The 24975-nt window shown below is 48.9% G+C and carries 22 protein-coding genes; 7 read left to right on the top strand and 15 right to left on the bottom strand.

Translation table 11 applies throughout. The annotated features are described in order from the left end of the window. Nucleotides 1–5: 5 nt before the first annotated feature. Entirely contained in the window at nt 6–785 is a 780-nt protein-coding gene (locus ACLHG7_RS05410; RefSeq protein ID WP_410210015.1) for a class I SAM-dependent methyltransferase, read from the bottom strand. A 99-nt stretch (nt 786–884) separates the two neighbouring features. Continuing rightward, on the bottom strand, nt 885–1304 hold the full coding sequence (locus ACLHG7_RS05405; RefSeq protein WP_410210014.1) for a cupin domain-containing protein: 420 nt from the start codon (nt 1302–1304) through the stop codon (nt 885–887). 274 nt (nt 1305–1578) lie between these two features. Here ACLHG7_RS05405 and ACLHG7_RS05400 point away from each other — a divergent pair, with 274 nt between their 5' ends. After that, the gene (locus ACLHG7_RS05400) at nt 1579–2472 is read left to right on the top strand and encodes a LysR family transcriptional regulator (RefSeq protein WP_410210013.1); all 894 of its coding nucleotides are present in this window, start codon (nt 1579–1581) and stop codon (nt 2470–2472) included. A 29-nt stretch (nt 2473–2501) separates the two neighbouring features. On the opposite strand, the gene ACLHG7_RS05395 is transcribed toward ACLHG7_RS05400, so the two are convergent. The 3 genes from ACLHG7_RS05395 to ACLHG7_RS05385 form a co-directional block, all read right to left on the bottom strand. Then, the gene (locus tag ACLHG7_RS05395; protein WP_410210012.1) at nt 2502–2996 is read right to left on the bottom strand and encodes a hypothetical protein; all 495 of its coding nucleotides are present in this window, start codon (nt 2994–2996) and stop codon (nt 2502–2504) included. Between the two features lie 32 nt (nt 2997–3028). Further along, nucleotides 3029–3412, bottom strand: a complete 384-nt coding sequence (locus ACLHG7_RS05390; RefSeq protein ID WP_410210011.1) for a hypothetical protein — start codon at nt 3410–3412, stop codon at nt 3029–3031. Between the two features lie 98 nt (nt 3413–3510). After that, entirely contained in the window at nt 3511–4089 is a 579-nt protein-coding gene (locus ACLHG7_RS05385) for a TetR/AcrR family transcriptional regulator (RefSeq protein WP_410210010.1), read from the bottom strand. A gap of 162 nt (nt 4090–4251) precedes the next feature. Here ACLHG7_RS05385 and ACLHG7_RS05380 point away from each other — a divergent pair, with 162 nt between their 5' ends. Together ACLHG7_RS05380 and ACLHG7_RS05375 are read left to right on the top strand one after the other, a co-directional pair. Next, nucleotides 4252–5139 carry a hypothetical protein gene (locus ACLHG7_RS05380; RefSeq protein WP_410210009.1) on the top strand — a complete coding sequence of 296 codons (888 nt, stop codon included), beginning with the start codon at nt 4252–4254 and terminating at the stop codon, nt 5137–5139. Between the two features lie 81 nt (nt 5140–5220). Then, nucleotides 5221–5382, top strand: a complete 162-nt coding sequence (locus ACLHG7_RS05375; protein ID WP_410210008.1) for a hypothetical protein — start codon at nt 5221–5223, stop codon at nt 5380–5382. Between the two features lie 270 nt (nt 5383–5652). On the opposite strand, the gene ACLHG7_RS05370 is transcribed toward ACLHG7_RS05375, so the two are convergent. Further along, nucleotides 5653–7185 (bottom strand): hypothetical protein, encoded by a 1533-nt coding sequence (locus tag ACLHG7_RS05370; RefSeq protein WP_410210007.1) that lies wholly within the window; start codon nt 7183–7185, stop codon nt 5653–5655. A gap of 205 nt (nt 7186–7390) precedes the next feature. Between ACLHG7_RS05370 and ACLHG7_RS05365 the strand changes: the two genes are divergently transcribed. Beyond that, nucleotides 7391–8089: a TetR/AcrR family transcriptional regulator gene (locus ACLHG7_RS05365; RefSeq protein ID WP_410210006.1), complete on the top strand. Its 699-nt coding sequence runs from the start codon at nt 7391–7393 to the stop codon at nt 8087–8089. Between the two features lie 42 nt (nt 8090–8131). Here ACLHG7_RS05365 and ACLHG7_RS05360 read toward each other — a convergent pair whose 3' ends face one another. Then, the gene (locus tag ACLHG7_RS05360; RefSeq protein ID WP_410210005.1) at nt 8132–9010 is read right to left on the bottom strand and encodes an OmpA family protein; all 879 of its coding nucleotides are present in this window, start codon (nt 9008–9010) and stop codon (nt 8132–8134) included. A gap of 29 nt (nt 9011–9039) precedes the next feature. Next, complete coding sequence (locus ACLHG7_RS05355; protein WP_410210004.1) at nt 9040–9612, bottom strand: hypothetical protein; 573 nt, start codon at nt 9610–9612, stop codon at nt 9040–9042. 424 nt (nt 9613–10036) lie between these two features. Here ACLHG7_RS05355 and ACLHG7_RS05350 point away from each other — a divergent pair, with 424 nt between their 5' ends. Continuing rightward, nucleotides 10037–10831, top strand: a complete 795-nt coding sequence (locus tag ACLHG7_RS05350) for a PaaX family transcriptional regulator (protein ID WP_410210003.1) — start codon at nt 10037–10039, stop codon at nt 10829–10831. A 175-nt stretch (nt 10832–11006) separates the two neighbouring features. Here ACLHG7_RS05350 and ACLHG7_RS05345 read toward each other — a convergent pair whose 3' ends face one another. Beyond that, nucleotides 11007–12020: a fatty acid desaturase gene (locus tag ACLHG7_RS05345; RefSeq protein WP_410210002.1), complete on the bottom strand. Its 1014-nt coding sequence runs from the start codon at nt 12018–12020 to the stop codon at nt 11007–11009. A gap of 33 nt (nt 12021–12053) precedes the next feature. Beyond that, nucleotides 12054–13730, bottom strand: coding sequence for an acyl-CoA dehydrogenase family protein (locus tag ACLHG7_RS05340; RefSeq protein ID WP_410210001.1), 1677 nt, complete (start codon nt 13728–13730; stop codon nt 12054–12056). Between the two features lie 425 nt (nt 13731–14155). Here ACLHG7_RS05340 and ACLHG7_RS05335 point away from each other — a divergent pair, with 425 nt between their 5' ends. Both ACLHG7_RS05335 and ACLHG7_RS05330 read left to right on the top strand, forming a co-directional pair. Further along, the gene (locus ACLHG7_RS05335; protein ID WP_410210000.1) at nt 14156–15688 is read left to right on the top strand and encodes a TerC family protein; all 1533 of its coding nucleotides are present in this window, start codon (nt 14156–14158) and stop codon (nt 15686–15688) included. A 455-nt stretch (nt 15689–16143) separates the two neighbouring features. Further along, entirely contained in the window at nt 16144–17646 is a 1503-nt protein-coding gene (locus ACLHG7_RS05330; protein ID WP_410209999.1) for a YncE family protein, read from the top strand. 27 nt (nt 17647–17673) lie between these two features. Here the strand turns inward: ACLHG7_RS05330 and ACLHG7_RS05325 are convergent, their stop codons facing one another. The 5 genes from ACLHG7_RS05325 to pgaA form a co-directional block, all read right to left on the bottom strand. Next, on the bottom strand, nt 17674–18213 hold the full coding sequence (locus ACLHG7_RS05325) for a phosphohydrolase (RefSeq protein WP_410209998.1): 540 nt from the start codon (nt 18211–18213) through the stop codon (nt 17674–17676). Between the two features lie 101 nt (nt 18214–18314). Beyond that, entirely contained in the window at nt 18315–18845 is a 531-nt protein-coding gene (pgaD, locus tag ACLHG7_RS05320) for a poly-beta-1,6-N-acetyl-D-glucosamine biosynthesis protein PgaD (protein WP_410209997.1), read from the bottom strand. 5 nt (nt 18846–18850) lie between these two features. After that, on the bottom strand, nt 18851–20134 hold the full coding sequence (gene pgaC, locus ACLHG7_RS05315; RefSeq protein WP_410210390.1) for a poly-beta-1,6-N-acetyl-D-glucosamine synthase: 1284 nt from the start codon (nt 20132–20134) through the stop codon (nt 18851–18853). Next, entirely contained in the window at nt 20134–22191 is a 2058-nt protein-coding gene (gene pgaB / locus ACLHG7_RS05310; protein WP_410209996.1) for a poly-beta-1,6-N-acetyl-D-glucosamine N-deacetylase PgaB, read from the bottom strand. Before pgaB ends, pgaC begins: the two co-directional genes overlap by 1 nt. After that, nucleotides 22191–24659 (bottom strand): poly-beta-1,6 N-acetyl-D-glucosamine export porin PgaA, encoded by a 2469-nt coding sequence (gene pgaA, locus ACLHG7_RS05305; RefSeq protein ID WP_410209995.1) that lies wholly within the window; start codon nt 24657–24659, stop codon nt 22191–22193. Before pgaA ends, pgaB begins: the two co-directional genes overlap by 1 nt. Nucleotides 24660–24975 lie beyond the last annotated feature (316 nt).

Raw genomic sequence — 24975 nt, 5'->3', positions numbered from 1 at the left:
CTCATTTAATTTTCAGTTTCATCACGATCCATCACATGACCTGCCACTATATGCAGCGGCATGGTGATTTGCATCGTCCCTTTTTGCACAAAGCGCTGCGCTGCATCTGCACACAGTTTTTGCAGCCCAGAAGCCACTGTTTCATTTTTAAGTGCATGTTTATAAGCCGACCACGTCTGCATATACTCAATCAACTGGGTAATCGTCCACGCTGTCTGAATGGTTAATCGCGGTGGTGTAATTCGCTTAAATGGAAAGGCGATATCCTCATCATTAAAACCATCCCACAAGATCCGGTTGTTCATCGCCCAGTACGGCTCAATCAATCGGCGGAAGGGTTGCACGAACCCCGTATCCACCTCGGGATCACAGGTAAACCAAGCATAGCCCCACGCACAAAACAGCGCATTCGGCTTGGATACCCTAAGCACTTCAGGCCAGAACCGCGTATAGTCAAACCAGTGCAATGCCTGAGCAACGGTCACCAGATCAAAGGTTTGATCTAAAAAAGAGGTCTGTTCTGCGGGCTGTATAGAATAGTGAATGTTTGCCTGTTGCATCCCCTCACCGATCTGCTCCGTGCTGATATCGGTCGCTTCGACCCGTGCAAAATGCGGCGCCAGATCAGTCGCTGCCTGACCATTTCCGGTGGCGCAATCCCATGCAGCATTCCGCCCAGACGTATGTGCCAGCAGCCAGTTGTAAAGGTCACGGGGATAGCGCGGGCGCGCTTGCGCATAGACATGGGACGCTTGGGAAAAAGGGTTGGACTCTTGCACGGGCATACGAACTCCATCACGTTGATCATGCGATCAAGACCTTTAGAGTGCCATATGCAGGGAGTTATTGCACCTCACTTTCGATCATGCCCAACTTTCCGCAAATCAGCCGACTAATCGCACCTGCTCTGCGCCTTGGTACTGTTCTTCGCTTACGGATTCGGACCACTCCACGGTCTTACCAATCCATTGCTCTTGGATCTCGATATGGGTCAGCGAACTGGTCGTGGTGGCGCCATGCCAGTGTTTCTCACCGGGCTCAATCCAGACCACATCACCTGCTGTAATCTCCTCAATCGGACCACCCCAGCGCTGTACCCAGCCACTGCCTGCGGTCACAATTAAACTCTGACCCAGTGGGTGGCTATGCCATGCGGTACGTGCACCTGCCTCAAATGTAACACTGGCACTTACGGCACGTGCTGGACCATTGGCTTTAAACAGCGGATCAACCCGAACCACACCGGTAAAATTTTTAGTTGCCCCTTGTATTGAGGGCTGTGCACCACTTCTTTGAATATTCATGCTGATAACCTTTGAATAAAAATGTCAAAACGGCTTAAAGCGCAATCTATGCGCTCATTGGAGTGATCAATATGATGTGTACGAGATTTGATTTTAAGAACCGCAGAACCGAGTTCTTGGATGGTCAAAAATGTATCAGATGAAACACCTGCCGACTAGATGGGATAATCTGCATGAACTTATGAGTATTATTCATGAATGAGATTGACGCAAGGCCCCAGCATCGGAGAAGATCAGTCTTCACTTTCTCATCACTCTACTTGAGGGCTGCGTCATGGCGCGTGAAAATTTTAATGACCTGCAAGCCTTTGTGATCGTCGCGCGAGAAGGCAGCTTCACCCGCGCCGCGGCACAGCTCGGCGTCTCCCAATCGGCACTGAGCCATACCATCCGCGCACTTGAAACCCGTTTAGGTCTCAGACTCCTGACCCGCACGACACGTAGCGTCGCCCCCACCGATGCTGGGGATCGTCTACTCTCGACATTGACGCCACGCTTTGAAGAAATCGAAGCGGAACTGACTGCACTGACCGAACTTCGGGAAAGACCCGCTGGTACCATCCGCATTACTACTGCTGAACATGCTGCCCATGATGTCATCTGGCCCAAGCTCGCTGAGTTTTTGCCCAATTATCCAGACATCAAAGTCGAAATCAATATCGACAACCAACTGACCGATATCGTTGCCGAGCGCTATGACGCAGGGGTGCGCTTTGGCGATCAGGTAGCCAAAGATATGGTCGCTGCGCGCATCGGTCCGGATATGAAATTTGCACTGGTCGGAACGCCGGGTTATTTTGCCCAGCATCCGACACCCAGAACCCCGCAGGATTTAGCGGAGCATAACTGCATCAATATCCGTTTGCCAACCTATGGCGGGCTATATGCTTGGGAGTTTGAAAAGAACGGACATGCCCTTAAAGTCCGCGTCGAAGGGCAGTTGATCTTTAACAGTGCTGAGATGATTATGAAGGCAAGCCTTGCGGGCTTAGGGTTGGCCTATCTTCCTGAACAAATGCTCGCCGATGATATTGTGGCAGGACGATTGATCAAAGTGCTTGAAGACTGGTATCCCACCTTCCCAGGCTACCATCTGTATTACCCCAGTCGGCGTCAGTCTTCTCCTGCATTTAACTTGTTTGTCGAGGCAATGCGCTGGCGGGGGTGATGGCGTTATTCATGAACTCAAGCCTGGCTTTAGACAAACCGATCCGGCAACTGCAAGCCAAATTCATTGGTAATGTCCGCAACAGCCACGAGCATCACCCCAAAGATAGCTTCAAAGACATTGCCTCTATTATGCAAATCCGCCTGATACAGCCAGCTGTCCTCAGAGAGTCCGGCATAAATCACACGACTTGGCTCCCCATGTGCCCACAATAACTCCAAACAATAACCGCTACTCAAGTGATCGACACCCGCATTGTAATAATCGGAGGCCGACATTTTCACCAGTCGGATCCGGTCCGATCCGATGCTCGACACCCAGTGTTTGACATCATCTAACGATTCAAGTGCCACACTATAGGTCAAACCATAAAAGGTATGCTCATGACACAACAAATCAGGCTGTGACGGCCACGGCGAGCAACCCAGCATGAAAGAGTGACCATTCAAGACATAGGGTGGAGATAAGTCCTGTCCCGCATAAACTCTGGGCTGCGGTATAGTCTGAACTACAAGCGTATCCATTGATTTAGTCCTCTTCTTTTAAAGTGCTTTCATCACAATAGATACTTAGAGTTCAAGGTATGATTAGGGTCGAATACCGTTGCCCCATATGCCAACTTAAGTTCAGCCGACAGTAAAATGTCTCGCAAAAACACATAATTCCGTACGCCATGCAAACGGATATAAATCTCTTCAATCAAATGATTATCGTCATAAAAAACGTTCATTTTGATGTCATCACTTCGATAAACGTCAAGATTTCGATGTGACTCTTGTTTCTGAAGCGATAAGGCTTGCTCAAGAAAAGTCACCACATTGGGGCTGATACGCTGCTCTGCTTCAAACAACCAGCCACAATCTTGTAAGACTTTGTGTGCATCGATCGGAAGCAGAAAAAAAGATCGACAATGCTTGTTTTTTATTAAATTTATCTTCATTTTATCAATGCCTTGCCTACATGCAGCCTGCTTATTACCCATTCTGATGAGAAAATCACCTCATAGAACACGAGAAGATTAAATTTTTATAAATGGTCTTAACTGGGTAAAGCCACACTACTCTCGATCACCTGCTTGGTATATTTCCATGCAATTTCGGTCTGATTTACCACTGGGCTATCAAACATCGTTAATTTCACCGTCAGACCATCCAGAATGACCAGCAAATGAGAGGCAACCTCAAGCGGCGATTCAACGCCAATTTCTTCAAGACTCTCTTGCATCAGCTCGGTCAGCCACATCTTGTGATTCTGGGAAATCGTTCTGATGTTTGATTTAGCATCAGGAAACTCTTCCGACGCTCGGATAAACATACAGCCATGAAACTGAATGCTCTTAAACCAAACCTCATACCAATCAAAGATCGCTTTGAGCTTATGAATGGGATCTTGGGCTTTGTTCACCGCGTCCAAGATGCTTGCACGTAATAGTGAGTCGCGTTTTAATAAAACGCTCTCTATGAGCAATTCTTTCGACGGAAAATACTTATATAACGTCATCTTGGCTATTTTTGCTTCTGCAATGATCCGATCAATGCCGACAGCGTGATAACCATGCTCCGAGAATAAGAGTAGCGCCGTTTCAAGAATGTCTTCTTGCTTAGTTTTTTTATTCAATTTTTATCCTTCATAACCGTAAAAACCAGTTGACTATACTATAACAATTATACATAGTATGAGACAGACAGGTCTGTATAGATTAGTAACCTTTTCAGGTTGAATCTTACGCAAAGTTTAGACTCACATCACATAATATTTATTAATCGATAGAAATTAAATATGACCATAATCGTTGATGATCCAAGGAAAAACGCTATTGAAGCGTTGAGGGCAAGCGTCTCGACATCAGTCTGGGCTTCTAATAAACAATTCGTATCGGACTTGAAAGCCGAGATAAAACAACATGCTTTGGCAAGCAATCCGATCATTGATGTCTTTAATCAGGGTTTGTTGAGCTTAGACGCAGTCAAGACGATACATCTTGAATACCGACATGCAATCGTACAAATATTTACGGATGCATTGCTCATGGCGCAGTTCCAAACGCGCCAGCTTGAGCCGCGCTTAAGCCCAGGTAGCAAAATGCCTGCAAGATTTTTGCTGACACTCAATATTTTAGATGAATTTGGTTTTCAGCCGGGCTATGACCAATCGAACTATTACAAGGGTAACCCGGCCTATGCGCACTATCCACTCTTTGAAAAAGTGCTAGATGATTTAGGGGTCTCGGATCGTGAGCGTCTGCATCATATCCCCAGTCAGATTGCTGCGGATGTACGCAACTTTCTTGAACTCAGCTTCCCCAACTATAACAGCGTGGTTGCGCTACTGGCTGTGGCTGAAGAACAAGTCATTCTGTATAGCCCGCCTTTAAGAGAGTCAGTCAAAGCAATCGGTGGACATGTGACCGATGGTTATTACCATGTGCATGGGGTCACGACTGATCAGGGAACCGAAGCTGCGGATGATGATCATGAAGATGATCTGTGGTACGCACTCATGCAAGGTGCCACGTCTGATCAATATGATCAGATTCGCTATATTTGCCTTGCGTACTGTGACTTATGGGACAAGTTCTGGACTTTTCAATATAACGTCCATTGCCGCCATCTGTTTCCAACGCCCCTGTCCGCGCTTGCAGAAAATGCCAGCAGAATTATTTATTAATCCTTTGGCATAAAGATCGATCTCAATCGAGCGAAATGATGAGTGAAGCTCATTGTTTTGCTCAGTTTTAGGAAGAGCAGCATGATGAACGAGCGTTTTTTGATGGATGACAACCGCGGATATACCGTTGAAGAATCCCATTTGAGCACGTCTTCAAACCTGTTGTTTGTGCAGGAACAAAACATGATTTGGGATAAACCCATCTCAGTACAAGATGACGAGCCGTATGTGCTCGACATCTAAAACTTTGCGCCATTTTTTCTGACGCTAAACTAAAAAAGTCTCGCTAGGGTAATGACGGCTTTTTGAACAACTAGAAAGATCTAATAAAAATAACTAGATAATAAGAACAACATCACCTCGGCTTGGCCCAAATCAGCAGTGTCTCCCCGCTGATTTGGGCTGCTTATTAATGGCTCAGGGATTGTCCATAAACCATCAATAAGCCGTATCCAAACTTTTCGCTAGAAATGATCGCATTTAATTTCACTGCGTCATGTCCGACGGACCTTCTCATGACAGTCTGACTTTTTCTTTCACCCAGCCATAGACCGCTGAAAAAGGCAATGCGCTGCGAGCAAGGTAAGGAACACGCCAGAGCCCGCCGTGATTGGCACTTTCACTGATTAGCTCCAGAGGGTGATCAAGGGGATTTGCCGGATTGGCGGCGCTGTCTGCACAGCGTAGGTCATGCACCCAGATCGCGGCCATGATGGCATTCGTGGTTGCAGGCTCAAATGCCTCGACCTGAAACAAATCGGCGCCATTAAAAGCTGATTTTAAGATTGGATTTTTAATGACCGAATGCGTCATGGTAGACGGTGCCACATTTAAACAGACGTGCTGCCCCTCATGGCGCGCTAGCGTTGCCCGCCACTGCTGTAGGCGTTTCGCCAAGGCATAGTTCGGCCCCTGCTCAATCACCAGACAATCGGCAACTCCATATGACTTTCCATTTTCCGAGCGAATCAGCGCATCGGTATTGGGTACAAAAAAATTCTTAAGCAGTGCCACATGAATCGCGTCGGTTAGAACGCGCCGCACCAATGGTCGCTTGCCAAAACGGGCCGCTGCCTCATTTGCTGTTTCCGCGTTGATGGCATAGATATCCGTTGGTGTCAGCATATACATCAGACTGGAGTCCGGCTTGGCACGACTCACCTCACTCATCACGGCATCCATCGCCATCGACACGCGGACATGACGTTCGCCATCCAAATAAGCGATTGCCGCTAGATCAAGCGGCTGCTCAAACCCTTTAAGCCATGTCGCAATTTCTGGAGGCTGGATGAGTAAATTTACACCCGCGATTTTGACCAGATCACTAACTTTCGTGCTCAGCTTGTCTTCTGTATCGATTGGAACCGGGAAGAAAAGCTTGGCATTACCACGTTGTACCGTCTTGACGATTTTCTCCCAAACCACAGGATTGGGCAGGTCAATGGCAACAATATTCGCGCGCCACTGCGCAAGCCACGTGAGCGGACCGGCCTCAGAGGCTGCACCGAACAGCACCATGGTGCGATCCGATAAATCCAGCCACTCCGGATGATCCAATACACGGCGTAGCGCATCGGCATGGCTGGGTTCGACAATGCCATCGCGCTCCCAGAGCCCAATTTGCTGACGCAATCGATCGCCATGCAGCATTTCTCCATGATAAGGCACGGCCCATTCGGCCACGACTGGGCTTCCCGCGCCGTGCAATTCAATGGTTTTGAATGCAGGCGTCTGGAATGTACGCATCGCCTCGGACAGGGCGTAGTGCTGATGGTTGCGGATAAAAACAAACTGCTTCCAAGCTTCCGCCAAGCCACTCCTTGCAATGTTAATCGCCGCTTTAGGGGAACGAATCCCCGACTCGACCAGCGCCCGAAAATGCGCAGGGTATTGCTTACGCCACTGCTTATCGCGGCGCACTGCCTCTGCCGCTTGCAAATTGCTGCTTTCTAATGCAGTCGCAACAATCACCTTACCAGTTGTGGTTGAGCTAGACTGACCTTTATTTACAGGGGGAAACTGAATTCCCTCACCAATCGTAGACATACGTACAAGCCTCTAGGCGGATTCATTACGCCCGATCACAAAATCCGTTAATTTTTTATCTGGATGAAAATATTTCAAAAATGTACAAATAGACTTTCTAAACACCTCTGAAATACTGCCACACCTGAGATTTCCTCAATTGCTTGTTGATGCCGATTCGACTAAAATATCCGACACCTGTAGCATTTCTAGGAAAATATAACACGTGTCGGATTTAGAGACAAGCACGTCTATAAACACGCCTGAAGAAGAGCTTGCAGCAAAGCCATTGCCCGAGAGCAGAATGCCTTTGCAAGAGCGGAGTCAACAACGCGTCGCCAAAGCGCTGACCGCAGCCGTCGCCATGCTGGAACGCCTCGGACCAGAAGAAACCTCGATTTCTGAAATTGCCAAAGAAGCAGGAATTCCGAGAGTTAGTCTTTATCAGTTTTTTCCCAGCAAATATGTGTTGTACACCCATCTCTCTAAGCTGTATCTAGGAGAACTGCGGACACTACTGATCCAACTGACCCCAGCCATTCGCCATAAATCATGGCAAGAAGTCATCGTCGCTATGATTCACGAAGCAACTGTCTTCTATAACAAAACGCCAGCAGCCAGTATTCTGCTGCTCGGCCGATCCACCAGCAGAGCAGCTCACTTGGTACAAAAATCTGCACTGAATGCTGTGGGTCAGGAAATTCATAACACCTTTGCTTCTCTGGATCGCCCGCTCTATCTCCCCACCAAACCTGATGTCGCTGAACTGGCTATTGATATTGGCTTTGCCTGTATGAAGCACGGTTACTATCGTGACAATTACATTTCACCCACTACGGAAACCGAAGCCGCCCGTGCCGTTATCGGCTATGTCGTTGCACTTAACATGCAAATTCCCATCGTAGATGTGACTGATCACCCATAAAAAACACCCCATCAAGGGGTATTTTTTATGGACCAGATCAGACTACGGCAGCGCCACAAAGGTAATGCGGCGATTTTGTTGGCGACCTACAGCGGTGTCATTGCTGGCTATCGGTTGGCTTTGACCGTAGCCTTTAGCCACCATACGATCCGCTGCAATGCCTTTCTTCGTGAGATATGCCACTACACTGGCTGCACGTGCTTCGGACAATGCCTGATTGCTGGGTGCATTGCCCTGATTATCGGTATGCCCTGCAACCTCAAAGCGACCTTCTTTTAAGCAAGTCGATACTTGATCGAGAATTTCTTTGCCTTTGGCAGCCAATACAGACTGGCCTGAAGCAAACTCAATACTGGATTTCAAAGTTTCTGCACACGCCGAGTCTTTGGCCATATTGCTCACTGCCGCAACCTGCAATTGATTGTCGATGCGATAACCTGCACCGAATAAATCCTGTGCAACCTGTCCTTGAGCAACTTTGGCAATATCATCCGCGACCGTACCTGTCAGCTGCACCGTTTTGTCATGAATCGCGATACCGGTAATACCTGCTGATTTTTGCCATGCAAACAGTTTACTCAGATCAATATTGGGATTACTGGCTGCAGCGTCGATGGTCAATTGATCCGTCACATGATCCGCCCCATACTGGGCTGTAGCGGCTTGAACCATAGCCTCTTTAGTTGCCTGATCCTTCACGACTCCAGTTAATGTCACGTGACCATCCTTCAGTTCTGAAGCAAAGGTCACCCCTTGGGCAGTTTCGGCTGCGGTTGTCGGAGTTGCTGCGGGGACGACCTCATGTTTTTGCATCCAGCAACCGCGTAACAATAGCAACAATAAAATGACCGCCACAATCCAGCGCACCCAATTGCACCATGCAGGCCGTGCAGGTTCACAACAATTATGATAGTTAAGCATTTGATTTCTCCTGAGCCTTGGATGGACGCTTAAGTCCGTACGCCACCTTTTAACTCGCCAATCAATTGCTCAAATGCGGCAACGTCGCCTTTGGCAATGAGTGCGGCTTGTTCAGGCCATGTGCGAGGATTGGCCAATTGAAAGTGCGACCCGCCTTCTTTCAAAATTCCTTCAAGCGTTGCAACAGGTGTAGTCGCCAGTTCGTGAAAACGATGAATACCGGCGGCATTCAGGAGCTCACCAATTTTCGGACCGATCCCTTCAATGACTTGGAGGTTATCAGTACCGTCTTTGTTGAGAAAAGCGGCGAGCGTGGGTAGCACAGCAGCGGCAACGGACACAGGCGCAGCAGGCAAAACCGAAGCAACAACAGGAGGTTCAGATGCAGCATCCGTCACGACAGGAAGTACTGTGGGTGCGGGTGCACTCGGTTTGAAATCAGAACGAGGGGTCGGATTATAGGGAGTGGGGGTATTTTTTTTAGTGCCGTGCTTACTGCAATTCTCATTGGTGCATTTGCATTTACAAAACAGAATATTGAAAATCCAATGCACGATCCAGCCAATTAACAGCCCAAGCGTCAGCCACCAGAACTTATCCATAATATACTCCGTCAATTTATCATTATAAAAACACCATCAGCCCACGGCTCAAAAAGCCGATTCAAGAGGACAACCATTGCGCAGTGCAACTGCCGTCATCTCTAGCACAGGACAAGTTTCCAATTAATAAATTGCTGGAGTTGTGATTGCCAGATCAGAAATTCAAATTAACGCGTCTTATATGGCAGAAAAAAATCCATCACCAGTCTTATTATTAATGCGAAATTTGTCACACGATCGACTCGAATCTACGCCTAGTCCTTGAAATACGCAATATTTTTGTACAAAAATACCGCAATTGAAACAACATGACTGGACAGAAAAATATAAAAATTTGCGCGGGGTTGGTCACGTTACATCAACGCATTTGCAAATTTCACAGCTATGTTATGCTAGATAATATTCTTATATTTTAACGCCCTTGATGAAGATTACCCCACGCAAACTGATTCTTGACCTTCTACTCGCTGGTGACGGTCAACCGCTGACCTCTAAGGAAGCAGTTGCTGCCTGTGGTTTATTTCAGATTGGTGAGACCAGCGCGCGCGTGGCATTAACTCGCTTACTGGCAGATGGTCTAATCAAAAGTGTCGAACGTGGGATCTATCAATTGGGACCGAATGCCATTGAGTTGGCTGGGGAAATTGCCGCGTGGCGCACCATAGATCGCAATGTGCGGGAATGGACTGGCGACTATATCACCGTCTTTACCGCGACCCTGGGTCGCACTGACCGCACCGCTTTAGTTCGCCGCGAGCGCGCGCTGAAAATGCTCGGTTTTCGGGAACTCGACAAGGGCTACTATATCCGGCCCAATAATATCGGCAGCGACCTTAATCTCATCATCGACAAGTTGCGTAATCTGGGCTTAGAGCAAACCGCCATCGTTGCCACATCGGGGCATTTTGAAACTGCGGTTGAAGCACAGATTAAACAGCTATGGGATGGCAAAGCACTGACCAAAAGCTATGCAGCGTTAAGCAAAAAACTGGAAAGCTGGATTGCGCATTCAGATCAACTTGATCTGGAAACCGCCGCCCAAGAGTCATTGATTCTCGGACGTGCCGCGATTCATCAAGTGGTGTTTGATCCATTATTGCCGCTGCCTTGGGTTGATCCTGACGTGCGTAATCAATTCTTCGGCGTTGTGCGTCACTTTGATCAGGTGGGCAAAGTCATCTGGCTTAAGTTGCGCCAGAATGGCTTTATCCCGAATTAAAACCCTGACCAGCTACATTTACCCTAAAAGGGTCTGTGATGATAGGCAAAAGCCTGATAGAGCAGAAAAAGCAAAAAACCAAATGCCGCGTATAACAACACTTCACTGCAACGAACAAACATAACGCCAATCTTCCTCTTTTTATTTAGGGTCATGAAGACCCTATTTCTTGTTTTTAAACCGTAGGTTTAGCCGCGCGGCTCGACATGATTCTCAGTACTTCGAAATAAGTCGGCGGCGCGGGTACATAACCCCGAGCACGCAGGAGCTGATGCATATGCGGCAGACGAAAATACGGGACCGATGCCATCAAATGATGTTCGATATGAAAGTTTACCCGAATCGGCGCAACCAGCGCACGCGCAATAAAGCCTGCCTCGGTGGTTCGTGTGTTGCGGAATACATCGGTTGTCGTCTCCATCGCCGCATGCTCCGCCATGGAACGGATGCGGATAAACAACGGGAACGGCGTGATATAGGCCAATAGCCAAAATAGATAGAATGCAGGATGACCCGATAACCACAGCAGCCCGAACAACACGCCATTGGTGATGATCGTTGCGCTACTGTTTTTCAAGAACGTGAGCGGATAGGACCACCAACTGCGACCTGCTTGCGGTAGGCGCGTGATCTCATTGGTCACCGTCCACTCAAAGATGCCAACATCCATCAGAATACGACCAACAATAAACTTCAAACCCGTCACACCGGCTATATCCCGCAGGAACTTGCGGCGTAGGGACGCCTGAGTCGTCGGTAAACCCGCAACCAAGGACAAATCAGGATCATCAACCGTCGAGGTCTTGGCATGGTGTTTTAAATGATAAGGACGGTAATTGTATAAGTTATTCCACACAGGACGTGCACAGAGCCATTGCGTCAAATGATCGTTCAGCCATGGCGTTTTAAACAAGGTGCCATGGGCCGCATCATGGGTGAGAATCCCCAGCGCGAGTTGTCTGCCCCCCAAAATAATCAAGGCGAGGATGCTAATCAGCACCTTGCCGGCTACCCCCCAAATACCCAGCGCACTCAGGATAGGCCATGCAAGGCTCAGCCCGACGAAGGTCAGTGTAATCACCGCCCATGTAAAGCCAATGGCATAAGCACCCATCCAATCGGACTTTTTCGTCAAAAGATCAATCTCTTCCCGACTAAAAAGTGAGGTGACTGCGGTACGTTGATTCATAGTGGTTTTCCTTATTCTTTTTTAGGGCAGCAATCACGCGGTGAGCGGGTTACCGCGATTGATCAAATAGGCACAATCAATGCCGCGCGGCAACGTGCCATAGTTACGCTCCCCATGCGCGCCGAGACGTGACTGGATAAAAGCATCCGACACCACCGCATTCCCCGCTTGGACCAGCAAACTGGCCTGCATCGTCAAGGACATCTGCTCAACGATATGGCGTGCCCGATATTGCATGTCATTTAGGTCTGTTAATTCTTGATGCAACGCCACGATCTTTTGATCTAGAAGGGCATACTGGCCTTTTGCTTTATTCAATTCGGCAAACCAGACTTGTACGGCTTCTGGGGTTTTGGCCATCGCACGCAGCATATCCAGCGCCTGTACATTGCCTGACCCTTCCCAGATGGCATTGATGGGCGCATCCCGATAAAGGCGCGCCATGATGAAATCATCCATCACCCCATTGCCACCGATACACTCCATCGCCTCGTAGGCATGGTTGGGATTACGTTTGCAGATCCAGTATTTTCCTGCAGGCAGTCCTAGGCGCAACAGCTGTTTTTCATAGGGGTCTTGCGGGTTGTCCAGAGCCTGCGCCATACGCATGGTGATGGCGAGTGCGCCTTCGACTTCAAGCTGAAGATCCGCCAATACATTCTGCATCGCAGGTTGATGAATCAGCAGATCACCAAAAGCACGGCGATGCGCCGCATGATGAATCGCTTGAGCCACGCCGTGACGCATGCTGGCGGTTGAACCGACCATACAGTCAAAGCGGGTCATCCCCACCATCTCGATAATGGTCGGAACACCACGCCCTTCTGCGCCAACCATCCAGCCCAGTGCACCGCGCAATTCGATTTCAGACGAGGCATTCGACACATTGCCCATTTTGTTTTTCAGGCGCTGGACTTGCACAGGGTTCTTGCTGCCATCAGGACGCCAACGCGGTACGAGAAAGCACGATAAACCGCCTGAAGATTGCGCCAGCATCAAAAACGCGTCACACATCGGCGCAGAGGTAAACCACTTATGACCGATCAACTCATAGGCTTGACCCTCACCCTCAGCACCGAGTGCATAGGCATGAGTGGTATTGGCGCGCACGTCTGAGCCACCTTGTTTTTCGGTCATACCCATGCCGATGGTCAGTGCCTGTTTTTCCATATACGGCACATTGCGTGGGTCATAGCCTTTGGTCAAAATCTTGGGCAACCACTCCGCCGCCAAAGGACTGCCCTCCAGCGCAGGGACAGATGCAAAGGTCATAGTCACTGGGCAGCCATGACCCGCATCCACCTGACCTTGCAATAGATTCATAGCAGCTCTGGCCACATGAGCACCCGGTTTAGGATCGATCCACGGTTCGGCATGCAGACCCGACTCCAACGCCAGTGCCATCAGATTATGGTAACCATCATGGTACTTGACCAAATCGATACGATTGCCTAAGCGATCATGGCTATGGAACTGCGGTTTAAATTCGTTGGCCTGATAGCCCCACTCCATCACCTCACTGCTGCCTGTGCGAGCACCATGGGCTGAGATTTTTGGGATCGCCCATGCCGCTCCAGCACGTATTACCGCTTCTTTCAGCGCAGTATCGCCTTCAAAGGCGTTGTAATCCACCAGCGGCGGTGTCTGATTAAAGACCTCATGGGTACTGGCGAGGGGAGCGGGATGCAGTTCTAATTTGGATGCGTTCATGGGAAGTCACCACTATAGCGTTGGTGGGGTCTTTAACATTAGACCATTTAATTACACATATAATCAATATATGCTATAAATTGTAATAATACAAATTAAATTTACCGCTGCTCATCGGCGCAATGTTGTGCTGTTTAATCCATTGATCTTATGGAGGACTGTGGGATGTCTGATTCGTAAGCTCATGCATGGATCGTGCGCTTTTTACATATCATTACGGATCGAGCCATCAATCCTGCTAGAAATAAACCCTTCCTTATTAGACAATGAAAGACATATGAGCCTGATATCAGGCCTGATTTTTTTAATTTTTCTTTTTAATCGAATAGGCACATTTTTTTCATGGACAATGATCCTCCCAGTCGACAGACGCAGAAATTCCATTTCATGCTCAATCAAACCTCAACGCATAATAGAGGTCAGATATGGAATTTCTAATGGATCCGTCAATCTGGGTGGGTTTAGCCACTTTAGTCGTTCTAGAGATTGTGCTCGGTATCGACAATCTCGTCTTTATCGCCATCTTGGCCGACAAGCTTCCGCCTCACCAACGTGATAAAGCACGCCGTATCGGTCTTGCGCTGGCGCTGATCATGCGTTTGGGTCTGCTGTCGATCATGTCATGGGTCATGAAGCTGACCACTCCCTTATTCAGTATCGCTGACTTTGGTTTTTCGGGCCGGGACCTCATTCTGATTTTCGGCGGTTTGTTTCTGGTGTGGAAAGCCACCATGGAGTTGCACGAGAAGCTTGAAGGCAAGATCTACGTAGAAAATAAAAATCCCATCTATGCAGGTATCGGCGCAGTCATTACCCAAATCGTGATACTTGACTCGGTGTTCTCACTGGACTCCGTCATTACCGCTGTGGGGATGGTCGATAACATCTATGTGATGATGGTCGCCGTCATCATTGCCATGGGTGTCATGCTGCTTGCCTCAAAACCCCTGACCCGCTTCGTCAATCAGCATCCAACCGTGGTCATGCTGTGCTTAAGCTTCCTATTGATGATTGGCTTTAGTCTGATCGCAGAAGGTTTTGGTCTGCATATTCCGAAGGGTTATTTGTACGCGGCGATTGGTTTCTCCATCCTGATCGAATCACTCAATCAATGGCGTATCCGTAATTTCAATAAGAATACCGATGCCCTGCCATTACGTGCCCGTACGGCAGATGCGATCCTGACCCTGATGGGTGGTCGCCGCGATACGCCTTCCAGCTTTGATGATCCATCGCCAGCGCTCGCTTTTGATGAGGAAGAACGCTATATGGTCAGCGGCGTACTGACCTTAAGTGAGCGATCGATTCGCACCATCATGACCCCGCGCGCCGATATCTCATGGATCGATATCAATGGTACTGCCGAGCGTATCCGTGAACAACTGCTGGATACGCCGCACAGTCTATTTCCGGTTTGTCGCGATCAATTGGATCGGATCGTGGGTGTGGTGCGTGCCAAAGACCTGATTGATATCCTTGATCATGACTTGAATATCGCAGATCTGGTTGGTTATCAACGGCCCATCTTTGTCTCTGAAACCATGCCAGTTTTAAAACTGATCAATATCCTGCGCAACTCCAAAGGCGGTCTTGCGATTGTCACCAACGAGTTTGGTTCGGTACAAGGATTGGTTACGCCGCTCGATATCTTTGAAGCGATTGCCGGTGAGTTTCCCGACGAAGATGAAACTCCTGATGTCATCCAACAGGATGAGCGCACATGGCTGGTAAAAGGCAGTGCTGACCTGTATCAGCTTGAGCAGGAACTCGGCACTAATCATCTACTGGATGATGAAGGTTATATCAGCGTTGCAGGTTTAATCCTGAATGAACTCGGACGCCTGCCCACCGTTGGTGAAGTCGTAACGCGCGGAGATGTGAGCTTTACGGTAGTGGAATTGGCTGAGCAGCGCATTCATCTGCTCAGGGTGGGGTTGAATGCTGGTGATGAAACTTAATGTATAATTAAGGGTGTATGACGGATAGACGGATACGCCCATTTAGTATTTGATTAAAATCAGGAATCTCTTCGAATCACACCTGCCTGAGCTACTTTGTAGATTCAAAGTAGCAAGCAATATTAATAACCGATCTCTACACTAAAATCTCTTGCCACTCAGACTTTGGATGGCTGATAGCTGTTTCACACTTATAGATCAGTGTTTTAGCCATTGTAGATTTCTGGCCTTTCTTTAATCCTTTATTCTCATTTCTCAGACTGCACTTTGCACTCATCTGCACACGACACAATATGTCACGATTCTCTCGGTAAATCACATTATGAACTGATTGGATAAAAATGATGAATGACTTATGATCAATTTTCATTCATTACGCTTTATGTTTTTCTTTAAAAGATTATTAGTAATACATTGTTTTACATAAATTTTATAATGATACCGGAGCAAGACTTGTGAATACTTTGATCAAAGCCCTCTTGATAACTACTGTTGTATCGACTGTTGCAGGCTGCGGCAACGGCTCAGATGATCCCGCTGTACCAGTGCCGACTCCAACACCGACTCCAGCACCAACACCAACACCAGCACCAACACCAACACCAACACCAACACCAACACCAACACCAACACCAACACCAACACCAACACCAACAATACCGAATGGGGATCTGACAGTTGGCACAACAGTCCTGAAGAGTAATCAGCAAATCACCGTTCAGACAGGCAAACTTTTAACGCTCACTGGCTCCGCCAATTCAAGTCTAGGTAACGCGATTAAGAGTTATACATGGACCATAGCAGGGAAGCCTTCTACCAGCACCGCAACGATTAAAAACCCCAGCAGTCAATCCGTGGAATTAACTCCAGACGTCAATGGTCTTTATAGCGTGCTCCTTGTGAGAAACGACGTCAAAGGCAATAGTTACTCGCAAACCATCTCCCTATCGAGCGTGACCAATGCCGCCACAGTGGTCCAACTGAATTACCAACCCCAGCAGACTAAATATAGTAAAAATTTAGACAAAGCTTTGGTGGTTTCTGCTAGCCCGAACCTACTCCATGTTGTTGATCCGAGCACCCATGTGGATACCAGCATTACTCTTCCTAGTGCGGTCAAATCTCTAGCCTTGAGTCCTGATGGCAAGCTGGCTGCGGTATTACATGAAGGGACAGTCAGCCTGATTGATGTGAATACACAAGCGCTGCTCAAGACCAGTCCAACCAATGGCTCTCAAACCGATCTCTTTTTAACCAATGCGGGTCATGTTTACCTCACGGGCCAGACCGGTGGGCAATGGGTAACTCCTGCTTTTACTGAGCTTGATGCTCGCACGGGTCAAATCCTGCAAACTTATAACGCGCCGAATAGTATCTACGGAACAACCGTTGGGGCATACTCGGATCTAAATCATAAGATTTTCACGCTCTCACTTGGCGCAAATCCTGTGCAACTCTTTTCTTTTAACGTGGATCCAACGACGGGAACATTCACAGGGTCAACGCATGCGCCTCTTGGAGGTAGTGGCTACTTCTTTGCCAATACCACACCCAGCCTGTGGCTCTCACTCGATCAATCTTTATTCTTTACCAACAGTGGTGCCTATTTCAAAACCTCTGATCTGAGTTACCAAGGGGCGCTTTATGTCGCTTGGGGCACAACGGGTCAAGGGAGTATTCTATCGGTAAGCCAATCATCAACGGGACAAGAAACGCTTGTTATGAGTGAATACCTCACCTTTGGGATAGTAGCATCATACGATCCGACCTACGATATTTACACAGGCTCTACATTGACCCGAGCAAATACTTCTCCGTCACTTCCAAAGGTCAACGGTCAAGTCAGCTATGGGCTCAGTGGTTTCCATACCTCGAATGATCATCATGCCTTTGTTGTTCAAACGGGTTCCTACAATGCTATTGCAACGGGACTCACGTATTACCTTGTCACGGACTAAGTCATAAAGACACTTCAGCATCCGCCCTCACAACTTCATGAATGGGGGCGGACTGAGTGGATGCTTTAAAAACCACTGTGTCGCGCCAACTGCCAAAAAGCGATGAAAACCCGCATTGGGAAAAGCCGCTTTGACCTGTTTGATGGTGGCGCGGGGTAAGCCAAACTTGATCACACCCAGCGATACGTCAATCAGATCGGCCTTGCGGAAGACTTCAACGAGAGGATATTGGAGATTGTTATCGGGACGGATTTGATGGTGCAAATCAATCATCAGCGTGATTTCCTCACGCCATACTTCTAGGCCATGCTGCCCCAGGTACTTCTGAGCCTCCAAGACGGAAGGCGGCAGATAATCAAAGGTGCCCGCTGACCAAAGACCCAGATCATGAAAGCAAGCTGCGATAAAGATCTTTTGTTGTTCTTCAGGCGCGCAATCGCGAAGCTGTAAACAGAAGTTAATCATGCGATAGACATGATTTTTATAACCACTATAAATATCACCCATCACCGCAGCCCACGGCGACAGGATCTCTTCGACCAGTTCAATTTTTTGTTGGATTGCCATGAAAGCTACCTGTTGGATGTCCTTATCGGTTTAAGCCAAAAAATACTAGCATATCAACCCCGCATTACAGCATTTTCCGTCTCGCCTCAATCTTATAATGCCTATGCCTGCTCGACAGCCACACGCTCTGGCTTGGATTGGGGACGAATTATCGGTTGCACCACAGGCACATCACCCACAATATCCACTACCCCACCCGCCTCATCAAAATGAAAAACATTGACGCGACAATGCTGTGCCTGACTTACCACACGCGTGGGGATCGCGAAATGGATTGCGATTTCTTGGCTTGTCGCATTTCGCGAAGCCACACGACGAGACTCACCGCGAAAACGCATCCAGTTATAAGTCGCCCATAATAATAAGAGTGACCCCATAATCACGACCAGCGGTACCAGCAAGTTCACTTGCTCATAAAATCCATTCTGATTCTGCACAATATACTGATCGACACGGCGATAACTCACCAGCCAGCCACCAATCGTTAACAGCGGCAAAAACAAATACAGCCAGCATGTCCAGCCGATCATGGCGAGCACCGCAGAAGTTGTACGCTGACCCTGACTCTGTAACTCGGGGCGGTCAATAAATTGGGGAACATCAAGATGCTTTACGTTTTTAGATAAGATCATATTCGTTACTCCTGGTCATGTGAATGCAAACCGCGATCGGGACTCACCCAACGCGCACGTTTGCCTTTTTTCTTCAGTAGGGTTTTGGGCACAGCAACGACTGTCGTCAGCATCGATAGCATCCAATACAACAGCGGATACCAGATCACCCAAAAATAGTTACGCAGCAAACGTCCACGCTCATAGCGTCGATCCATCCATAAACTCAGTAAGAACTGAATCAAACAGGTAATTCCCAAAAATAGCCCACACCACTCCGGCGCCATACTATCCACTTGCCAGAACTTCGGCAGATCGACAAACAAGCCAATGAGAAACAGTAGCAATACCGACAACATGCCATAGGCCCAGACCACGCTTAAAATGTACTCCAGTGCCACAGGCCAGAAGCGGCGCTTGCGCCAGTGAAGCAGCTTGGTGGTATGGCGCAGCAGTACTTCAATACCGCCCTGCGCCCAACGTAAACGCTGACTCCATAGGCCACGCAAGGTTTCTGGCATGTAGATGTAGCACAGCGCTTCCGCCTCATAGCGCACATCCCAAGCGTCCAGTTGCAAACGCCACGAGATGTCGATGTCCTCGGTGATCATCTCCTCGTTCCAGTAGCCGATACGGTGCAACGCCGTCCGGCGAAAACCAGCTATCGCACCTGATACGGTAAAGATCTGCCCGTAAGTACGTTGGGCGCGTTTGATCAGGCCAATGATCGAAGAGAACTCCCCAACCTGAATCTTGCCGAGCAAACTTGAACGATTGAGAATACGCGGATTGCCGGTCACGGCACCCACACGAGGTCCTGAGGTCAAGTGATGCATCATCCAGCTCGTCGTATCGGGATGCAGCAAGGCATCACCATCAATACAGATCAGGTACTCATGCGGACTACTGATTGCACCCGCGCGCAGCGCAATGGCTTTACCTTGGTTCGTCGCCAGATGCACCACGCGCAGATGCGGTTCGGTCAGGACCAGTTCATCCAAAATCTCGCCAGTACGATCACGACTGCCGTCATTGATAGCGATAACCTCAACATTGGGATAGCGCGTGGCCAGTGCATAGCGTATCGTCTCGCGGACATTTTCCTCCTCGTTATAGCAAGGAATCAAAATACTGCAGCCGGGGGCCTCGGTGAAAACAGGCAGCTTGGGACGCTTGAACTCCCGACGGAAATAGAAAAATAACCCGCCAAAAATCCAGACCCAAGACATGACCAATGGGTAATAGAAGACAAAACCAAACATCAGATCATGCAGTGAGACCGACGCAAAAAAAGCAAGGAGATCATTCATCATGGACTCACTCCTTTCTGCTTCGGATCAGCAACGGCGCCGACTTGCGGGTCTTTGTAGAAGGCGGGAAACTGATTCAGACTCATGCCACCAAACAACGCATCAAAGTGCGGCAGGTTATGCAGGAAGTCATCGGGGTAATAAGCAAGATTGCGCACGCCGAATTGCGCCAGCATTTGCATTTGTTTTTGCAACTTCTGGTTACTGACCCATTCTTTGCTGCGTCCATCTTTGGCTGGCAATTCAAAGGTGACCTTATCTAGGGCTTGCGGAATCTTAGCCACAGCAGTCACCAGCGCGGTTAAGCGCTGAGGCACCAGTGCCACACCTTCTTCTGTGCGTGGCAACGTGACCAAAACGACTTCATCGTAATGGGCTAAGAATGCAGGCAAGGATTGAGCAAATTGCGACTCCAGCGCAGGATTCAGTACCACGCGCGCATCAATCTTGCGTGCGACACGAAAGCGATTACTCGAATCACGATAACGACTAAACCGTGCGACCGCCAGATCACCAAAATTCATCAGTGCCATCGTCTTATTTGCCGCTGGGAGCTGCTGACAATTCACCAGCGGCTGATCTGTTTTCGGCATGCGCGCCTCGATATTGCAGCGTCGGTCATCATCGGCCACCGCCAATTGGGCATTCTCCCCAATCAGTAAGCCATTTAAGCTTGAGGCGTTGATCCCCAAGTCTTCATAGACATCCCCAACCAGTTGCACAGTCTCAGGAAGAAATGGACTTAGCCGACTACGATGACTCAGCGCACTACCCTTGGCACTATGCACCTCCAGCCTCTGCTGCTGTGCAGAATCCGGCAATTGAAAAGCCAATAGTGGCAGCCACGCATAGACATTCACCCCAGATCGGGTGCGCAATTGCCATGCCACGCGATTCAACAGATCGGCACGCATCGGCAGATGGCGATTGGGGAAATAAAGCGCAGAGGCCACACCGCTGTTGTCTTGGTCGTGGAATGCCTTGAGATAAACAGTGCCGACATTCAGAGCTTTGATACGATCCAACAACTTGCCTAAATGTACCTCCATCAGCGCCGGATCAGCATCATAGACATCATCCAGATCCACTTGCACCGCACGCTGAATCACAGGTCGGCGCAGCAGCACATCATCGATCTGCTGTTCAATCTGCACCGCATTAGGATTATTAGAAACGAGTAAACGCGAGAGAGGCACTTTAATATCCTGTACCTGATTAATCCGGTCATCGCCCAGTGCAAAAGAAATCGGTAATCCCGCAGACGCCGCGATCTCTCGGGTCAACTCACTCATTGCCCCATAAGGCCACACCACAGCACGTGGTCTGATGCCAAGCTCTTTTTGAATCAGATAAGCACTTAAAGTCAGGTCATTACGAATCCGCAGACGATAGTCAGCATCGCTTTCATAACGCTGAGTGGCTGGATCATAAAGTCTCGTCATGGCAGCAGGTTCAAGATTACCCTGCGGATTGGCCATGATCCCGCGATGCAAATCATGTGTATGCGTCGCAAACTCAACCAGCCCGGATGCCTGCATCTCACGCAATTGCGCCCACGTCACAAAGCCATTAGGGCCATAGGCCGTGCTTGGTACTTGCCCCGTGATCCAGCCAGTTTGTAGTGCAAACAGCGCGGGATAATTGTAGGTTTTGAGCAGCGGATACACGGTCTTGAAGTGACTCTCTGGACCATCATCAAAAGTCAGCAACACTGCATTTTTGGGCAAAGCCTGCTTGTTTTGCTGTGCATCAAGAATCTGCTGTAGCGATACGGGCTGCAAATGATGACTTTGAATCCAGTCAAAGAAATGCGCCAGCCGCCCGGCATCAATCGCATAGGGATCACGATCAACGCTAGGTCTAAAATTCTCACGCACATCATGAAAGGCCAGTACCACGTACTGATCCTGAGGAATCTGCACGGTATGATCGGCTGTACCAGCGATTGCATTGTCAGATTGCGCTTGTACCAACCCAAAACCACAGACGGTATACAGACCAATCGCGCTCAGATACAGCAGCCATTGCCACAGGCGTTTGTTATGAAGAATACGCATCAGAACACTCCCTCAAAGCCTAAGAGTGCCGCCAAGCGCCCCTCACGATCACCGCTATAGGTGTGTGATCCCCAGAGCACGCCATAGTGCAGCTTCCACTCGCGTGATAATTGCCATGTATGCTGATAGGTCAGATCAATGGTTGCCGCACTGCGATAACCCGCTTCATGACTGATACCGGTTGCGATCTGGAAGTTCTGTGTCAATGATCGATCATAATCACGCCACGTCACCCAATCATGCTGCAACCGTAGTGCCGCACTGAATAATTGACTGGGGTTGTAATACACCCCACCCGCCTGACTGTTGTGCTCGTTATAGAGGTCAATGCCTCCGGTTGTCACATAGTGATCCCCGCCAAACAAACGCTGTGATCCCCCCAGTGACACCATCTGGCGCTGATTACCATCCGAAATATCCATTACACCAAGTCCTAAGTAAGCTGAGCGAGACTCGCTCTGCCGCCATGTGACCTTGCCACTGGCATCCCATGCCGACAATCCCGCAGCCATAGCACGTAGAGGCGTATCGGCAGAATCACTGGATGCATTGAGTGCGTATTGCCAGTGATCATTCAGCCACTGAGACCAACCGCCACTCACCCCAGCATGATTGCCGGTCCCATCGCCAGCATACTGCTGACTCAGCATCAGCCAACCATTTCTACGCTGACTGCCCCACTCCACCCCAGCCCCAATCCGATTATCACGAACCGTTTCGCTATTGATATTTGACCAGCGATTATCCAGTTGGGCAAAACCACGCCAGTCCTGTAATACCCACGGCGTATTGATCCGTGTGACCCAGTCCAGATCACGGCTACCCTGAATATTGATTGCCTCGTTGTCGGCACCCGTGCTCTTGCCCACGACCAGTTCACTACTGATCGATGGTCGTGCACGATTTTGCCAAGCCACATAGCTCTGCTGAACGTCGGGATTCTCAGGAAATTGACTGTGCAATAAGGTGATGGACTCTCCCCAACGCACAGTCTGCTCAAGATCACGGGCATTATTGGCCACATTCATACGGGTCAATGGCTCATCAGGCTTCATCGCGACAGCACGTGCCGTTACCCGTTCAGCCGCCTGCGGCCAGCCACGCCAGCGCAGAATCGTCGCATAGTCATCGATGATGCCGACATTGCTCGGTGCACGCTGTACCAAATCGGCATATTGCCGCTCGGCCTTCGCCAGATCATTGCGATACGCTGCATCAATCGCCACAGCCTGATCAACATCCAAGCGCTCCCAATTGGCCATCGGTGCACCGCCCACCACTTCAGGCGCGGTCACATAAGGCGTCACTTTATTAACGGTATTCAACACTTCTGCGGCACGCTTATAGTCTTCCGCCTCAATCAATGCGTGATAGAGGCTTAAATATAACGGCGCATCATTCTGGCTTTTCAGCAAATCACTATAAATACTAACCGCTACTTTAGGCTGCTGCTGGGCTAAGTACGCATCCGCCACCGCGCGTCGGGCATAAGGTGGAAACTGCGTTTCATCCCCGTCAATCTGTCGATAAGCCTGAATCGCTTCGGGCATACGATGAAGTAACCGTAGCGCATACACTCGGTCAAATTCATTGCGACGATACTGGTTACTGTCTCTAGGAAAATCTTTGAGGTTCGTTTCTATCTCGGTTAATGCCGCATCAAGTGATTGATTACGTGTAGTAAACTCATGCTGATCATCTAGACGCGTGCGCTCTTGCATCGCATCATGCAGCTTGATCACTGTATTATCGGTGCGTAAGCGCCTGATCATCTCCACTGAAAATAACGCTGGATGCGCGGTCGCAAGCGTATACGCTGCCGCAGTGGCATTGAGACTGGACAAGGCATACACCGACTCTTGAATGGCCTGTGCCTGATTAGGGTCTTTTTGCCGTGCTTGAATCGAAAAGGCCAGCGCTCTCGAAGGCTGCTTTGCCAGTCGGCAGACATAGGCCATTTGCGCTAAATCGCTGGCATCCAGCTGTGCATCGACCACAGGTAAAGCTGCGGTTGCGACTTCAGATTGCCCCGCCTCGGCACTCACCACGGCATAAAGCACTTGAGCCTTCATGCTTAAACGGTCTTTGCTCACCGCCAAGATCTGTTGTGCTTTGCCAAACTGTTGCACATCACGCAGTGCGGACGCCCACGTCATCAGCGCATAGTCGGGCAATGGCGTATCGGCTTGGGATGATGGCACCAGATTCTGGGTCAGTATTTCGATTTCGCGGTTACGTCCTGCCAGACGCAATAAGACCATCAAATCCGCGATCACCCGCTTATCCTCCGGAGATTGCGCATGCAATTGCACAAGGCGATTAATCGCCTCGCTCAGGTGACCCGCCTTCGCATCCATGACAGCGCTTTCACGCTGTGTGGTCGTTGTATTGCTATCCATAGCCCAAGTAGTCGAACACAAAAAGCAGCCAAATGCAGCCAAGGCGCTTTTTGGAAGTGGCTTAAACATGGGGATATCACTCGTGATTGCAAATTAAGAATTAATTTCTTTTGCTATAAGTAGATGTTCTTTCTGACTGGTAATAATAAAAATTGTCGAGGCGCAACCTTAGCCGATTCGGGTAGATGAGTAGACCAAAAATGGGATGAACGGTGCTAAAAAATAGACAAGAAGTGTGATGCAGTGCTCATTTTATATAATTTTGAAACAAGTTGTTATGCTTATATTTTAATCTGGCGTGTTGCGTTTTCTTTTATCACTAGTTATGTAATATGTATAAAAAACAAATAATTATATTTTTAGATTGAATAAAAATCGTGCCGAC

The sequence above is a fragment of the Aquirhabdus sp. genome, from assembly GCF_046462495.1.
Classification (GTDB): domain Bacteria; phylum Pseudomonadota; class Gammaproteobacteria; order Pseudomonadales; family Moraxellaceae; genus Aquirhabdus.
Note: the sequence above shows the minus strand (reverse complement) of the source record. Positions and strands in the feature narration are given on the sequence as shown.